The following is a 15058-nucleotide window of genomic DNA, read 5'->3' as shown; positions in this document are numbered from 1 at the left end:
GTAGGGCCAAACCCACCGGTATATTCATATACCGTTTCGTTCTAGTCGGCTCCCTGAATAGAAGAAGGTGCTGTGCTAGCATGCCCCGCTCGAACACGGCCCGATGGCCGTCCATAAGATCGTTTTTCCGTGAGTAGCCATGGTCGACAAACTGACGCATCTGAAACAGCTGGAGGCGGAAAGCATCCACATCATCCGCGAGGTCGCCGCCGAGTTCGACAACCCGGTGATGCTCTACTCGATCGGTAAAGACTCCGCCGTGATGCTGCATCTGGCGCGCAAGGCATTTTTCCCGGGCAAGCTGCCGTTTCCGGTGATGCACGTCGACACCCAGTGGAAATTCCAGGAGATGTACAAGTTCCGCGACCGTATGGTTGAAGAACTCGGCCTGGAGCTGATCACCCACGTCAACCCGGACGGCGTGGCGCAGGGCATCAATCCGTTTACCCACGGCAGCGCCAAGCACACCGACATCATGAAGACCGAAGGCCTGAAACAGGCCCTCGACAAGTATGGGTTCGACGCAGCTTTCGGCGGTGCCCGTCGTGATGAAGAGAAATCCCGCGCCAAAGAGCGCGTGTACTCGTTCCGCGACAGCAAGCACCGCTGGGACCCGAAAAACCAGCGCCCGGAGCTGTGGAACGTCTACAACGGCAACGTCAACAAGGGCGAGTCGATCCGTGTGTTCCCGCTGTCCAACTGGACCGAGCTGGACATCTGGCAGTACATCTACCTTGAAGGCATCCCGATCGTGCCGCTGTACTTCGCCGCCGAACGCGATGTGATCGAGAAGAACGGCACGCTGATCATGATCGACGACGAGCGCATCCTCGAGCACCTGTCCGACGAAGAAAAAGCCCGTATCGTCAAAAAGAAAGTGCGTTTCCGTACCCTTGGCTGCTACCCGTTGACGGGCGCGGTGGAGTCCGAGGCTGAAAGCCTGACGGACATCATTCAGGAAATGCTCCTGACGCGAACTTCCGAGCGCCAGGGCCGAGTCATCGATCACGATGGCGCAGGCTCCATGGAAGACAAAAAACGTCAGGGTTATTTCTAAGGGGTTGTCATGTCGCACGTATCTGATTTGATCAGCGAGGACATCCTCGCCTACCTGGGCCAGCACGAACGCAAGGAAATGCTGCGCTTTCTGACCTGTGGCAACGTCGACGACGGCAAGAGCACCCTGATCGGGCGCTTGCTGCACGACTCCAAGATGATCTACGAAGACCATCTGGAAGCCATCACCCGCGATTCGAAGAAAGTCGGCACCACCGGTGACGACATCGACCTGGCATTGCTGGTCGACGGCCTGCAGGCCGAGCGTGAGCAGGGCATCACCATCGATGTCGCCTACCGCTACTTCTCTACTGCCAAGCGCAAATTCATCATCGCCGACACTCCCGGCCATGAGCAGTACACCCGCAACATGGCCACCGGTGCGTCCACCTGTGACCTGGCGATCATCCTGATCGACGCCCGCTACGGTGTGCAGACCCAGACCCGTCGCCACAGCTTTATCGCCTCGTTGCTGGGCATCAAACACATCGTGGTGGCCGTCAACAAGATGGACATCAATGGCTTTGACCAAAGCGTGTTCGAGTCGATCAAGGCCGATTACCTGAAGTTTGCCGAAGGTATCGCGTTCAAGCCGAGCACCATGGCGTTTGTGCCGATGTCGGCGCTCAAGGGCGACAACGTGGTGAACAAGAGCGAGCGTTCGCCTTGGTACACCGGCCAGTCGCTGATGGAGATCCTCGAAACCGTCGAGATCGCCAACGATCGCAACTACACCGACCTGCGGTTCCCGGTGCAGTACGTCAACCGTCCGAACCTGAACTTCCGAGGTTTTGCCGGGACCCTGGCCAGCGGTATCGTGCATAAAGGCGACGAAGTCGTGGTGCTGCCGTCGGGCAAGAGTAGCCGCGTCAAATCCATCGTCACCTTCGAAGGTGAACTGGAGCACGCAGGTCCCGGCCAGGCCGTGACCCTGACCATGGAAGACGAGATCGACATCTCCCGTGGCGACCTGCTGGTGCATGCCGACAACGTGCCGCAAGTGACCGACGCCTTTGACGCCATGCTGGTGTGGATGGCCGAAGAGCCGATGCTGCCGGGCAAGAAATACGACATCAAGCGCGCCACCAGCTACGTGCCGGGTTCCATTACCAGCATCGTGCATCGCGTGGATGTGAACACCTTGGCTGAAGGGCCAGCCAGTGCCTTGCAACTGAACGAGATCGGTCGGGTCAAGGTCAGCCTCGACGCTCCGATTGCGTTGGACGGCTATGCGAGCAACCGCACCACCGGTGCTTTTATCGTCATCGATCGCTTGACCAACGGCACCGTGGCAGCGGGGATGATCATCGCGCCACCGGCCAGTCATGGCAGTGCTGTGCAACATGGCAAGTCTGCACATGTAGCCACTGAGGAGCGCGCCCAGCGCTTCGGCCAGCAACCGGCTACCGTGCTGTTCAGCGGCTTGTCCGGCGCCGGCAAAAGTACCTTGGCCTACGCGGTAGAGCGCAAGCTGTTCGACATGGGCCGTGCGGTGTTTGTGTTGGACGGTCAGAACCTGCGCCATGACCTGAATAAAGGTCTGCTGCAAGACCGTGCCGGGCGTGCCGAGAACTGGCGTCGTGCTGCTCACGTGGCGCGTCAGTTCAACGAAGCCGGCTTGCTGACCCTGGCCGCGTTTGTTGCCCCGGATGCAGCTGGTCGTGAACAGGCCAAGGCATTGATTGGTGATGATCGGCTGCTGACGGTGTATGTCCAGGCTTCGCCGTTGGTGTGTGCCGAGCGTGATCCGCAAGGCTTGTATGCCGCAGGCGGGGATAACATCCCGGGCGAGTCCTTCCCGTATGACGTGCCGCTGAATGCCGATCTGGTGATCGACACCCAGGTGCTGTCGCTGGAAGAAAGCGTCAAGCAAGTGCTGGAGCTGTTGCGTCAGCGCGGCGTGATCTAAGCGTCACAGCCGCAAAAAGGCCCGCCACCGATCACTCGGTAGCGGGCCTTTTCATTTTCTAATGTGGGAGCTGGCTTGCCTGCGATGCAGGCAACTCGGTCTGTCAGTTGAGCCGAGGCGATCCTATCGCAGGCAAGCCAGCTCCCACATTAAATTGCATCCACATGTTGATTAGCGGCTGGCAGGGAAGTCTTTGTGAAGCTGCTCCAGCAACACATCCTTTTCTTCCCACAACCCATTGATCCACCCCTGGAACGCCAACCGATACTCCGCATCCTGCTCATAGTTCTTGCCAATGAACTGCACCGGAATCTGCACTTCTTCAAACTGCACCACCACGTCCTTCACATTCCCGCACAGCAAATCCCAGTAACCGGGACGCCCGCCAGGATAGTGAATGGTCACGTTCACCAGCGACTTCAGTTGTTCGCCCATGGCATCCAGCACAAAGGCAATGCCGCCGGCCTTGGGCTTGAGCAAATAGCGAAACGGTGACTTCTGCTGGGCGTGCTTACCCTCGGTAAACCGCGTGCCCTCGGCAAAGTTGAAAATCCCCACCGGGTTGTCGCGAAACTTCGCGCAGGTCTTGCGGGTGGTTTCCAGGTCCTTGCCTTTCTTCTCCGGGTGCTTCTCCAGGTAGGCTTTGGTGTAGCGCTTCATGAACGGGAAGCCCAATGCCCACCAGGCCAGACCGATCACCGGGACCCAAATCAACTCCTGCTTGAGGAAAAACTTCAGCGGACGAATACGCCGGTTGAGCACGTATTGCAGCACCATGATGTCGACCCAACTCTGGTGGTTGCTGGTCACCAGATAAGAATGCTCGTAGTCCAGGCCCTCAAGGCCCTTCAGGTGCCAGTGGGTGCGGCGCACCAGGTTCATCCAGGCCTTGTTGTTGCTGATCCACGCCTCGTGGGTGTGGTTCATCAGCCATTCGCTGAAGCGCTTGGCAAACGGAAGAAGCTTGAACAGCGCCACGATAAACAGGAACGAACACAGCAGGATCGTGTTCAGCGCCAGCAACAGCGAGGCGATCACTCCGCGTACGGCGGCAGGTAGAAAATCCAGCATTTAGGCATCCATAGGTCGGTTGGCGGCTTGAATCGCAGTCAGGGCGATGGTGTACACGATGTCGTCCACCTGGGCCCCACGGGGCAGGTCGTTCACCGGTTTGCGCAGGCCTTGCAGCATCGGCCCCAGGCTGACGCAATCGGCGCTGCGTTGTACGGCCTTGTGGGTGGTGTTGCCGGTGTTCAGGTCGGGGAACACGAACACCGTAGCCTTGCCGGCGACCAGGCTGTTGGGGGCCAATTGTCGGGCGACGGTTTCGTTGGCGGCGGCGTCGTATTGCAACGGGCCGTCGATCAGCAGCGAGCTTTGGGCTTCGTGGGCAAGCAGGGTGGCTTCACGAACCTTTTCCACTTCTTCTCCGCTGGCCGAATCACCACTGGAATAGCTGATCATCGCTACCCGTGGCGTGATGCCGAATGCAGCAGCCGAGTCGGCACTTTGCAGGGCAATTTCCGCAAGTTCCGCAGCGCTTGGGTGCGGGTTCATCACGCAGTCGCCGTAGACCAGCACTTGCTCGGGGAACAACATGAAAAATACCGACGACACCAAGGTGCAGCCCGGTGCGGTTTTAATCAGCTGCAAGGCCGGGCGGATGGTGTTGGCGGTGGAGTGGATGACGCCGGAGACCAAACCGTCGACTTCATCCAGCGCGAGCATCATGGTGGCGATCACCACGGTGTCTTCCAGTTGCTGCTCGGCCATCGGCGCGTTGAGGCTTTTGCTTTTGCGCAAGGCCACCATGGGCTCGACATAGCGTTGGCGAATCAAATCCGGGTCGAGAATCTCCAGGCCTTCGGGCAGCTCGATACCTTGTGCACGGGCCACTGCTTCCACGTCCGCAGGTTTGGCCAGCAACACGCAACGGGCGATGCCTCGCGCCTGGCAGATCGCGGCGGCCTGTACGGTCAGCGGCTCGCTGCCTTCGGGCAGGACGATGCGCTTGTTGGCGGCCTGGGCGCGCTGGATCAATTGATAACGGAACACCGCCGGCGACAGGCGCATTTCCCGTGGTGTGCCGCAGCGTTGGTGCAGCCAGCGGGCATCGAGGTGGCTGGCGACGAAGTCGGTGATGATCTCCGCACGTTCGCGGTCATCAATCGGGATTTCCTTGTTCAGGTTATTGAGCAGGTTGGCGGTGTCGTAAGAGCCGGTGCTCACCGACAACACTGGCAGCCCGGCCTGGAAGGCGCCACGGCACAGGTCCATGATGCGTGGGTCGGGCAGGGTGTCGCTGGTCAGCAGCAGGCCGGCCAACGGCACGCCGTTGATGGCGGCGAGGCTGACGGCGAGGATGATGTCGTCACGATCCCCCGGCGTTACCACCAGCACGCCGGGTTTGAGCAGCTCCACGGTGTTGCGCATGGTGCGTGCGCAGATGATGATTTTGGTCATGCGCCGGGTTTCGTAGTCGCCGGCGTTGAGGATTTGCGCGCCCATCAAGTCGGCCACGTCGCGGGTGCGTGGGGCGTTGAGTTCCGGCTGGTACGGAATGCAGCCCAGCAGGCGGAAATCGCCACTGCGCAGCAAGGGCGAATGCTCTTTGAGGCGTGCGGAGAACGCCTCCATGCTTTCCTCGGTACGCACCTTGTTGAGGATCACGCCGAGGACCTTCGGGTCTTTCGGGCCACCGAACAGTTGGGCCTGCAGTTCCACGCGGCCGGACAGTTCGGTCAGCACTTCGTTTTCCGGCGCCGAGACCAGAATCACTTCGGCATCCAGGCTTTTCGCCAGGTGCAGGTTGACCCGTGCCGCATAGCTGGCGCTGCGGGTCGGCACCATGCCTTCGACAATCAGCACGTCCTTGCCCACGGCTGCTTGCTGGTAAAGGGTGATGATTTCTTCCAGCAACTCATCGAGTTGGCCGTCGCCGAGCATGCGCTCGACGTGCGCCAGGCCCAGCGGCTGTGGCGGTTTCAGGCCGTGGGTGCGAGCTACCAGTTCGGTAGAGCGCTCCGGCCCCGTGTCGCCGGGGTGTGGCTGGGCAATGGGTTTGAAGAAGCCGACTTTCAGCCCGGCCCGCTCAAGGGTACGCACCAGCCCAAGGCTGATGGAGGTCAGACCCACACCAAAATCGGTGGGCGCGATAAAAAAAGTCTGCATGCGAATTCTCTGGAGGTGCATGGCTTCGGTGGCTGTCTATAGCTGATGGCCTACCGGGGGAATCAAGTGCCAAGGTTATCTCTATCTGAGCCCTGCGCACACCAGCCACACGCAAAGGGCCGGCCTATTTTTTCAAGGCGTTGCGCAGGGTCATTGACCCAGGCCCGGGATTGCCACGGCGGCTGGTGGCGCAGGTGTTGGGTGTGGCCGCAGGAAAGCTCGACGACCCAGTGTTGGTCTTCATCCTGATGAAAACCCATGACCGTCGAGTCGCTTGTTCGACCCCGTCTGTCCGGGTTCTGTTCGCTTTCGGGCAAATCCTTGTTTAGACTTGTCCGTTCTTCATTCTTATGCAAAAGGTCTCGCCCCATGCCGATCGCCGCCAATAAGGCTGTCTCCATTGACTATACCCTGACCAACGACGCTGGTGAGGTCATCGACAGTTCTGCCGGCGGCGCGCCGCTGGTCTACCTGCAAGGTGCAGGTAACATCATCCCGGGCCTGGAAAAGGCCCTGGAAGGCAAAGAGGTCGGTGACGAACTGACCGTTGCCGTAGAACCTGAAGATGCCTACGGTGAATACTCCGCCGAACTGGTCAGCACCCTGAGCCGCAGCATGTTCGAAGGCGTTGATGAGCTGGAAGTGGGCATGCAGTTCCACGCTTCCGCTCCAGACGGCCAGATGCAGATCGTTACCATCCGTGATCTGGACGGCGACGACGTCACCGTCGACGGCAACCACCCGTTGGCTGGCCAGCGCCTGAACTTCCAGGTCAAGATCGTGGCTATCCGCGACGCGTCCCAGGAAGAAGTGGCCCACGGTCACGTCCACGGTGAAGGCGGTCATCACCATTAATTGATGGACTAAGGTCTGTCAGTTGGAAAAAGGCGCCTTCGGGCGCCTTTTTTGATCGGCAGCTATTATTGCCGACTGGGCGGTTGTAATCTCGAACCGCTGTTATGCGAAGAACATGGGATATCTGGAGTTCGTCATGAGTGCTTTCCACGACCTTAAACTCAAAGCTCTGGATGGTCAGGAGCTGCCTCTGGCGCCCTTCAAGGGGCAAGTCGTGCTGGTGGTCAACGTTGCCTCCAAATGCGGGCTGACACCGCAGTATGCGGCGCTGGAAAACCTCTATCAGCAATACAGGGGCCAGGGTTTCACCGTGCTGGGCCTGCCGTGCAACCAGTTTGCGGGCCAGGAACCGGGTACCGAGGAGGAGATCCAGGCGTTCTGCAGCCTTAACTATGGCGTGAGCTTTCCCCTGGGCAGCAAGCTTGAGGTCAATGGCCCTGAGCGTCACCAGTTGTACCGTTTGCTGGCGGGCGAGGGGGCCGAGTTTCCCGGGGACATCACCTGGAACTTCGAAAAATTTCTGCTGGGCAAGGATGGTCGGGTGCTGGCGCGTTTCTCGCCGCGTACTGCTCCGGATGATCCGACCATTGTTCAGGCCATCGAAAAGGCGCTGAGCTGATACCGTTGTTGTAGTGGGGCTTGTTGTGGCGAGGGGGCAAGCCCCTTGCCACAACAAGCCCATCGTCTTTCCTGCTTTTACCCCTTAATCACCGCAATCAATAGTGCTATCCAGTACTGCGCACTCTCCATATTATCTACGTCATAAAACCCCTTTCCCGTGGAGTGCTCCCATGCCTGTCCAAGCTTTGTTCAAACCCTTCCAGCTCGGTGCACTGCAATTGTCGACCCGCGTAGTCATGGCACCCATGACCCGCTCGTTTTCCCCGGGCGGTGTGCCCAACTCCAAAGTTATCGAGTACTACCGTCGCCGTGCTGCGGCCGGTGTGGGCCTGATCATCACCGAGGGCACCGTGGTCGGCCATCAGGCCTCCAATGGCTACCCGAACGTGCCGCATTTCTACGGTGAGGCCGCGTTGGCCGGCTGGAAGAAAGTGGCTGACGCCGTGCACGCCGAAGGCGGCAGGATCGTCCCGCAACTGTGGCATGTGGGCAGTGTGCGTCGCATCGGCACCGAGCCGGATGCCAGCGTTCCGGGTTATGGCCCGACCGAGAAACTCAAGGACGGCAAGGTCGTGGTTCACGGCATGACGGTCCAGGACATCAAGGAAGTGATCTCTGCCTTCGCCCAGGCCGCCAAGGATGCCCAAAGCATTGGCATGGACGGCGTGGAAATCCACGGCGCCCATGGCTATCTGGTGGACCAGTTCTTCTGGGACGGCAGCAACCAGCGCACTGACGAATACGGCGGCAGCCTGGCCAACCGCTCACGCTTTGCCATTGAGTTGATTCAAGCCGTCCGCGCTGCCGTGGGCCCGGACTTCCCGATCATCTTGCGTTTCTCGCAATGGAAGCAGCAGGACTACACCGCACGCCTGGTACAAACCCCTGAAACCCTTGGCGAGTTCCTCAAGCCACTGGCCGATGCCGGCGTGGATATCTTCCACTGTTCCACTCGCCGTTTCTGGGAGCCGGAGTTCGAAGGCTCGGACCTGAACCTGGCTGGCTGGACCCGCAAGCTCACCGGCAAACCCACCATTACCGTGGGCAGCGTCGGCCTGGATGGTGAGTTCCTGCAATTTATGGTCAACACCGACAAGATCGCGCAACCGGCGAGCCTGGAAAAACTGCTGGAGCGCCTGAACAACGACGAGTTCGATCTGGTGGCGGTCGGTCGTGCGTTGCTGGTGGATCCGGACTGGGCAGTGAAGGTCCGTGAAGGGCGTGAAGGGGATATCTTGCCGTTCAGTCGTGAGGCGTTGGCCGCTCTGGTATGAAGAAACCGGTTTACTTGATCACCATGTGATGAGCCGTCTTGCTCGGCTCATCTGCAAATGGCCTCAGCGCAACTTAGCGGTGGGGAGGTGGTCCCGTTAACCGAAGCTCCTCAAGGAACTTGGCGCCTTGCCCGGCAGTCGAGCGTTTATATGACTAGGAAGAGCTCCGTTGTCCGGATGGACCGTGGATTCGTGCAAATCCTTGAGAAAATGATGAATGGTGGGGAGGAGGTCGGGGCGATCGTGTTCGATACGGTGCAATAAGTCGTAAGAAACCGTCGAGGCGTGGCCAGGTAAGTCTGGATACTTACGCGAGGAAACGCCCAGTTGCTGGCGGAGCTCATTGCGCCCCATCTTGTCTTTCAGGGCTGTTTCATCGGGGGCATCTGCCTCACGTGTGCGTCGGTTAAATCGCGGGCTGTTTAGCAGTTTCTGTTCGTCGGCGCTGAGGGGTTCCTGATCTTTACCGTACTTTTGCCATAATTGTTCATATTGCGCTGGATCTTGATGGCTGCTGGGGTCTTTGATGTCGGGCGTAAAAGCTTGGAACATCTGATGATTGAGATTAACTGACATGGTTGATGGCTCCATCATGTGGTTATCTGATCAGGCCCTTACCTGTGCAGGTATGCCTGAATGTGCTGTTGCACCTCATGTATGGTCGTAAGCTGATTGACGGTTCCATGCCAGAAGTAACCTGATCGTTAAAACGCTGTACCTGGGAAGTGATGCCGACGCTATTCGACGTCTTCCTGCACATCAGTCATCTCCAGCAGATCATCCACAGAGGTCAAGAGGTTCTCCTCCTTTTCCCACCATGGGGTGGTCAGATCCCTGTAAATAGCCGCTTTCTCTGCAGACACACCCTCTCCCCACATCTGTTGGTCGCTCAGGTTGGAAGCAGCCGTCTTTTTCGGCTGATTTTTTTCAGGATGTGGCTGAGGCTGGATCATGGGGGCTGGATTGAAGTTGTTAATCATCATGGATTGGCACCGATCGTTTGGAGCATCGAGAGGGCTGACAAAATGGAGCATCGTCAGGGGAGAGCTCATTATGTGGCCCGAAGTGGGTAATGAGTTCCTGACGGTGTTAAGGATCCTTCCTTCAGTCGTGAAGCGTTGATGACCCTGGTGCAAGCGGCGGGAAGGCGGGTACCGGTTGCCCGTTCTTGCACACCCCGCGTAACTGGCGTTCAAACTGCTCGATAATCGCCGGCCATCCCTGACGGCTGGCGTGTTGCCGGGCATTAAGGCGCACCCGCCGCAAGTGCTCACGCTCGGCCAGCAGCCAGTTGGCCGCCTCACAAAACGCGTCCTCATCCCCGGGCATCGCCAGTACGCCGTTGTAGCCATGGCGGATATGCTGGGTCGCGGCCGCCTGGTCGTAGGCCACCACGCCGAGCCCCGAGGCCATGGCCTCCAGTACCACGTTACCAAAGGTCTCGGTGAGGCTGGGGAACAGGAACACATCGCCCGAGGCGTAATGCCTGGCCAGTTCTTCGCCACGTTGAGTGCCGCAGAAAACGGCCTCTGGCAGTGCTTTCTCCAACGTCACCCGTTGCGGGCCATCGCCGACGATGATCAGTTTCAAGTGACGCTGTGGATAAGTGGCTTGCAGTGAATCGAAACAGCGCTTGAGTACGCCCAGGTTTTTTTCCTGAGCCAGGCGCCCAACATGCAGGACGGCGATATCGTCGTTGCCCAGCCCCCACTCCTCGCGCAACTCGTTGTCGCGTTTGGCCGGATGAAACAGCTGACTGTCGACACCTCGCGCCAGCATGCCCAACCGCTCGAAGTGGCGGCGCTCCAGTTCGATCCGTTGGCTGGCGCTGGGCACCAGGGTCAAGGTCGAACGGTTGTGAAACCAACGCAAGTAGTGGGTCAGCACCCGACTCAGCATGCCCAGGCCGTACTGGTTGGAGTACTGCTGGAAATTGGTGTGGAAGCCGCTGACCACGCTGATCCCCAGGCGCCGCGCGGCCCGAAGTGCCGATAGCCCCAGCGGCCCTTCGGTGGCGATGTACAACACATCGGGGCGCTGGCGTTTCCAGCGCCGCAGCAACTTGTGCATCGACGACTGGCCCCATTGCAGACCTGGATAACCAGGTAGCGGCCAGCCACGGCACAGCATCAGGCCCTCGTCACTGATCTGGCTTTGATCGCCGCCCTGGCGAGGACGGATCAGCTCCACTTGATGGCCGCGTGCGCGCAATCCGTCACACAAGCGTCCAAGGGTATTGGCCACCCCGTTGATCTCCGGCGGGAAGGTTTCGGTAATCAGGGTGATATGCAGGAAGGCGCTCGTCATGGCCCCAGTGTCGGCGCGGGCCATGTCGTCATTGTGTCATCTGGATGATGGATTTGTGACGGCTCAGACCTTCTTCACCGCCATGGCTTCTGCGCCTTGCTCGCGCACCCAGAATAGCGTCGCTCCAGCCACTGCCGCCGGCATCATCAGCAGGTTGACCACGGGCACCAGCAGTACCAGGTAAACGATCCCGCCAAAGCTCATGCTCTGCCAGCGTTTCTGCCGCAGCCAGGCGAGCATCTCGTTCCAGCCCAGCTTGTGGTTATCCGCCGGGTAGTCGATGTATTGGATCGCCATCATCCACACCCCGAACAGCAACCACAGCGGCGCCGCCACCAGGTTGACCACTGGAATGAACGACAGGATAAACAGGCCGATGGCTCGCGGCAGGAAGTAACCCAGCTTGCGCATTTCCCGAGCCAGGGTGCGAGGGACCATGGCCGCCAACTCAGCCCAACTGAACGGTGGGAAGTCGTCGGTGCCGCGCACCACCACTTCGACCTTTTCCGCGAGAAACCCGTTGAATGGCGCGGCGATGATGTTGGCGAGCATGGTGAAGGTGAAAAACACCATCAGCACCACCAGCACCACGAACAATGGCCACAGAAGATAATTCAGGAAGCTCAGCCAACTCGGCAGGGTCGGCATCAGCGTATCGACCCACAGGCTGAACTGATGGCCGGCGAAGTAGATCAATCCGACGAACAGTATCAGGTTGATAGCCAACGGCAGCAGCACGAACAGGCGCAGGCCGGGGCTGAGCACCAGTTTGAGGCCTTCGCGCAGGTATTGCGGGCCTGAGAGAGCGGGGGCGGGCATGGGTAACTCCGGTCAAAGGGACGAACGCGCCGACCTTACCGGCTTTGCCTGAACGGCGAAAGCGGGGTCGACATGTCGACACTAACGGTAACAAAGGCGTCGATTAATAGAGGTGACTGCATAGAGACCACCTATGAGCTGGATTGTTATTCCGTATTTCCTTAATCTTGCCCCCCTCGATACGCTGCACCCATTATTTTTCAGGGCCTGCGAGTTCAAGCCTTCCCCAAGTGCTTCGCGGTCCTTTTTTATTCCAGCCGTTCTGTTGTCCGGACGGTCGATAGGAGTGAGTCATGTCTGATACCCGTCATTCGCGAGTGATTATTCTCGGTTCCGGCCCTGCCGGTTACAGCGCTGCGGTCTACGCGGCCCGGGCCAACCTCAAGCCGCTGCTGATCACCGGCATGCAGGCGGGCGGTCAGTTGACCACCACCACCGAAGTCGACAACTGGCCGGGCGATGTCCATGGCCTGACCGGCCCGGTGCTGATGGAACGCATGAAAGAACACGCCGAGCGCTTCGAGACCGAAATCGTCTTCGATCATATCAACGCCGTCGACTTCTCGAAAAAGCCTTACAGCCTGACCGGCGACAGCGGCGTCTACACCTGTGACGCGCTGATCATCGCCACCGGCGCCAGCGCTCGCTACCTGGGCCTGCCGTCGGAAGAAGCATTCATGGGCAAGGGCGTTTCCGCTTGCGCCACGTGCGACGGTTTCTTCTATCGCAACAAACCGGTTGCTGTAGTCGGCGGTGGCAACACTGCTGTGGAAGAGGCGCTGTACCTGGCCAACATCGCCAGCACCGTGACCCTGGTTCACCGTCGCGAGACCTTCCGCGCCGAGAAGATCCTGATCGACAAGCTGCACGCCCGGGTTGCCGAAGGCAAGATCATCCTCAAGCTCAATGCCACCCTGGACGAAGTCCTGGGCGACAACATGGGCGTGACCGGTGCTCGCCTGAAGAACAACGACGGCAGCTTCGACGAACTGACCGTCGATGGTGTGTTCATTGCCATCGGCCACACGCCGAACACCTCGTTGTTCGAAGGCGTGCTGGATGCCAAAGACGGCTACCTGATCGTGCAGGGCGGCCGTGAAGGCAACGCTACTGCGACCAACCTCGAAGGCATCTTCGCCGCCGGTGACGTGGCTGACCACGTTTACCGCCAGGCGATTACCTCCGCTGGTGCGGGTTGCATGGCGGCACTGGATGCCGAGCGTTACCTCGACGGGTTGAAGGACGCTTCGTTCTAAACCGTTGAAATGAAAAAACCGGCTGCGAGGCCGGTTTTTTTATGTCTGCGATTTATTGCCGCACCGCAGTCCAGAAGTGTTAACCCAATCACTGTGGGAGCTGGCTTGCCTGCGATAGCGGCGTTGGCTGACACACCGCTATCGCAGGCAAGCCAGCTCCCACATTAAACCGGGTTATCAAATTGAATCAGCGGTGGGTCAGTGGCTGTTGAGTGAACTTCACCCCGGCCAGCCCATGTTCGATCAACGCCCGGATATTGCCGTGATCACTGCCCTCCGGCGTAGCCAGTACCGAACGGTAATGCTCACCAAACGCCAACAGCGTTTCTTGATCGCTCAAGCCTTCCAACAGCGCCAGGCCCAGGGTCTTGCACGAACCTTCGTTCTGCCCAGCAGCGTTTTCCACGCCGCCGTTGGTGAAGGCCTGTGGCTGGTAGTCGTAACCGGCGGCAACAAAGGCCAGGGTCTCGGTGAAGGCATGCTCGCCGCTGTTGAGGCTGGCGCGCAGGGTGTTCAGGTCAGTCATGGGTTTTTCCTTTGGCGAACGCCGCTTGCTGGTCGGCGCTGGCTTCTTGCTGGTATTGGGCTTTCCACTCGGCGTACGGCATGCCGTATACCACTTCACGGGCGTCATCGAGGCTGACGTCGATCTGGCGCTCGTCGGCCTCGGCCTTGTACCACTTGGACAGGCAGTTACGGCAGAAGCCGGCGAGGTTCATCAGGTCGATGTTCTGTACATCCTTGCGGCTGTCCAGGTGCGCCACCAGCCGGCGGAAGGCGGCGGCTTCGAGTTCGAGGCGTTGTTGATCGTTCATAGTGCTCACTGCGAATGTAAGGGGTTAGCGGCTCGCCGCGAGGGTGATCGACACCGACTCGGCAAAACGTAGTGCATGGGGTTTGTCGACTTCGACTTCGGCGTACAGCACCGACTCGTTACTCATCACCAGGTCCAGCAGCTCCTGGGTCAGGCGCTCCAGCAGGGCAAAACGATTGCCTTCCACGTGGGCGATGATGGCTTTGGTGATGGTGCGGTAGTTCAACGCATGGTCGATGTCGTTGTCGCGCACCGCTTCCTGGGCCGCGTAGAGGATGGTCAGGTTGATCAACACATCCTGCTTGTTGAGGATTTCGTCCTCGTTGATCCCGATAAAGGTGCGCAAGCACAGGTCCTTGACCCGGATGCGCGCCATGCCTGGTTGAAGTTGTGGCATTGCTACTTGCTCCGTCCAATCAGTTGCAGGAACTCCATGCGGGTGGTGTTCGACTCGCGGAAGGCGCCGAGCATCACCGAGGTGTTCATGGTTGAATTCTGTTTTTCGACACCGCGCATCATCATGCACATATGTTTGGCTTCAATCACCACCGCCACGCCGGCGGCCTGGGTGACCTCCTGGATGGCATCGGCGATTTCCCGCGTGAGGTTTTCCTGGATCTGCAGGCGACGGGCAAACATGTCGACAATGCGCGCTATCTTCGACAGGCCCAGCACCTTGCCCGTCGGCATATAGGCGACGTGCGCCTTGCCGATAAAGGGCAGCAGGTGGTGCTCGCACAGGGAGTACAGCTCGATGTCGGCGACAATCACCATTTCGTCATTGTCGGAGGCGAACAGGGCACCGTTGACGATCTCTTCCACGCTTTGGCTGTAGCCATGACACAGATACTGCATGGCCTTGGCCGCGCGTTTGGGGGTGTCGAGCAAGCCTTCACGCTCCGGGTCTTCACCCAGGCCTTTGAGAATCTCGCGGTAGTGGTGGGGCAGGGACAAAGTCATACAACATCCTCGCAAA

At 59.3% G+C, this 15058-nt stretch carries 17 protein-coding genes; 6 read left to right on the top strand and 11 right to left on the bottom strand.

Annotation, left to right across the window (positions count from 1 at the left end):
- Nucleotides 1–139 precede the first annotated feature (139 nt).
- Nucleotides 140–1057: a sulfate adenylyltransferase subunit CysD gene (cysD, locus tag GNF76_RS03765; RefSeq protein ID WP_155581827.1), complete on the top strand. Its 918-nt coding sequence runs from the start codon at nt 140–142 to the stop codon at nt 1055–1057.
- Nucleotides 1058–1066: 9 nt separating this feature from the next.
- On the top strand, nt 1067–2965 hold the full coding sequence (gene cysN / locus GNF76_RS03760; RefSeq protein WP_155581826.1) for a sulfate adenylyltransferase subunit CysN: 1899 nt from the start codon (nt 1067–1069) through the stop codon (nt 2963–2965).
- A 171-nt stretch (nt 2966–3136) separates the two neighbouring features.
- Here the strand turns inward: cysN and GNF76_RS03755 are convergent, their stop codons facing one another.
- The 3 genes from GNF76_RS03755 to GNF76_RS03745 form a co-directional block, all read right to left on the bottom strand.
- A complete protein-coding gene (locus GNF76_RS03755; RefSeq protein ID WP_155581825.1) occupies nt 3137–4036 on the bottom strand; it encodes an acyltransferase in 900 nt (299 codons plus the stop codon).
- Entirely contained in the window at nt 4037–6136 is a 2100-nt protein-coding gene (gene pta / locus GNF76_RS03750; RefSeq protein WP_155581824.1) for a phosphate acetyltransferase, read from the bottom strand.
- A 62-nt stretch (nt 6137–6198) separates the two neighbouring features.
- Nucleotides 6199–6537: a DUF3565 domain-containing protein gene (locus GNF76_RS03745; protein WP_155581823.1), complete on the bottom strand. Its 339-nt coding sequence runs from the start codon at nt 6535–6537 to the stop codon at nt 6199–6201.
- Between GNF76_RS03745 and GNF76_RS03740 the strand changes: the two genes are divergently transcribed.
- The 3 genes from GNF76_RS03740 (at nt 6506) to GNF76_RS03730 (ending at nt 8886) form a co-directional block, all read left to right on the top strand.
- Entirely contained in the window at nt 6506–6991 is a 486-nt protein-coding gene (locus tag GNF76_RS03740) for an FKBP-type peptidyl-prolyl cis-trans isomerase (RefSeq protein WP_017476012.1), read from the top strand. The genes GNF76_RS03745 and GNF76_RS03740 overlap by 32 nt on opposite strands.
- A 136-nt stretch (nt 6992–7127) precedes the next feature.
- A complete protein-coding gene (locus GNF76_RS03735; protein WP_155581822.1) occupies nt 7128–7610 on the top strand; it encodes a glutathione peroxidase in 483 nt (160 codons plus the stop codon).
- A gap of 172 nt (nt 7611–7782) precedes the next feature.
- Nucleotides 7783–8886 carry an NADH:flavin oxidoreductase gene (locus GNF76_RS03730; protein WP_155581821.1) on the top strand — a complete coding sequence of 368 codons (1104 nt, stop codon included), beginning with the start codon at nt 7783–7785 and terminating at the stop codon, nt 8884–8886.
- Nucleotides 8887–8982: 96 nt separating this feature from the next.
- Here GNF76_RS03730 and GNF76_RS03725 read toward each other — a convergent pair whose 3' ends face one another.
- The 4 genes from GNF76_RS03725 to cysZ form a co-directional block, all read right to left on the bottom strand.
- Nucleotides 8983–9462: a hypothetical protein gene (locus GNF76_RS03725; protein ID WP_155581820.1), complete on the bottom strand. Its 480-nt coding sequence runs from the start codon at nt 9460–9462 to the stop codon at nt 8983–8985.
- A 161-nt stretch (nt 9463–9623) separates the two neighbouring features.
- Nucleotides 9624–9869 carry a hypothetical protein gene (locus GNF76_RS03720; RefSeq protein ID WP_155581819.1) on the bottom strand — a complete coding sequence of 82 codons (246 nt, stop codon included), beginning with the start codon at nt 9867–9869 and terminating at the stop codon, nt 9624–9626.
- Nucleotides 9870–9990: 121 nt separating this feature from the next.
- The gene (locus tag GNF76_RS03715) at nt 9991–11193 is read right to left on the bottom strand and encodes a glycosyltransferase family 4 protein (protein ID WP_155581818.1); all 1203 of its coding nucleotides are present in this window, start codon (nt 11191–11193) and stop codon (nt 9991–9993) included.
- A gap of 63 nt (nt 11194–11256) precedes the next feature.
- Nucleotides 11257–12012 (bottom strand): sulfate transporter CysZ, encoded by a 756-nt coding sequence (cysZ, locus tag GNF76_RS03710; RefSeq protein ID WP_155581817.1) that lies wholly within the window; start codon nt 12010–12012, stop codon nt 11257–11259.
- A 293-nt stretch (nt 12013–12305) separates the two neighbouring features.
- Here cysZ and trxB point away from each other — a divergent pair, with 293 nt between their 5' ends.
- Entirely contained in the window at nt 12306–13268 is a 963-nt protein-coding gene (trxB, locus tag GNF76_RS03705; protein ID WP_155581816.1) for a thioredoxin-disulfide reductase, read from the top strand.
- 187 nt (nt 13269–13455) lie between these two features.
- Here the strand turns inward: trxB and GNF76_RS03700 are convergent, their stop codons facing one another.
- Genes GNF76_RS03700 through folE form a run of 4 tightly spaced genes read right to left on the bottom strand, consistent with a single transcriptional unit; the run spans nt 13456 to nt 15042 of the window.
- The gene (locus tag GNF76_RS03700) at nt 13456–13794 is read right to left on the bottom strand and encodes a HopJ type III effector protein (protein ID WP_155581815.1); all 339 of its coding nucleotides are present in this window, start codon (nt 13792–13794) and stop codon (nt 13456–13458) included.
- A complete protein-coding gene (locus GNF76_RS03695; RefSeq protein ID WP_155581814.1) occupies nt 13787–14083 on the bottom strand; it encodes a DUF1244 domain-containing protein in 297 nt (98 codons plus the stop codon). The genes GNF76_RS03700 and GNF76_RS03695 overlap by 8 nt, the downstream gene beginning before the upstream one ends.
- A 24-nt stretch (nt 14084–14107) precedes the next feature.
- On the bottom strand, nt 14108–14479 hold the full coding sequence (gene folX, locus GNF76_RS03690) for a dihydroneopterin triphosphate 2'-epimerase (protein WP_003194073.1): 372 nt from the start codon (nt 14477–14479) through the stop codon (nt 14108–14110).
- A gap of 2 nt (nt 14480–14481) precedes the next feature.
- Entirely contained in the window at nt 14482–15042 is a 561-nt protein-coding gene (folE, locus tag GNF76_RS03685) for a GTP cyclohydrolase I FolE (RefSeq protein WP_155581813.1), read from the bottom strand.
- Nucleotides 15043–15058: the final 16 nt, after the last annotated feature.

Origin of the sequence: Pseudomonas spelaei, from assembly GCF_009724245.1 — a bacterium.
Lineage (GTDB): Bacteria > Pseudomonadota > Gammaproteobacteria > Pseudomonadales > Pseudomonadaceae > Aquipseudomonas > Aquipseudomonas spelaei.
Note: the sequence above shows the minus strand (reverse complement) of the source record. Positions and strands in the feature narration are given on the sequence as shown.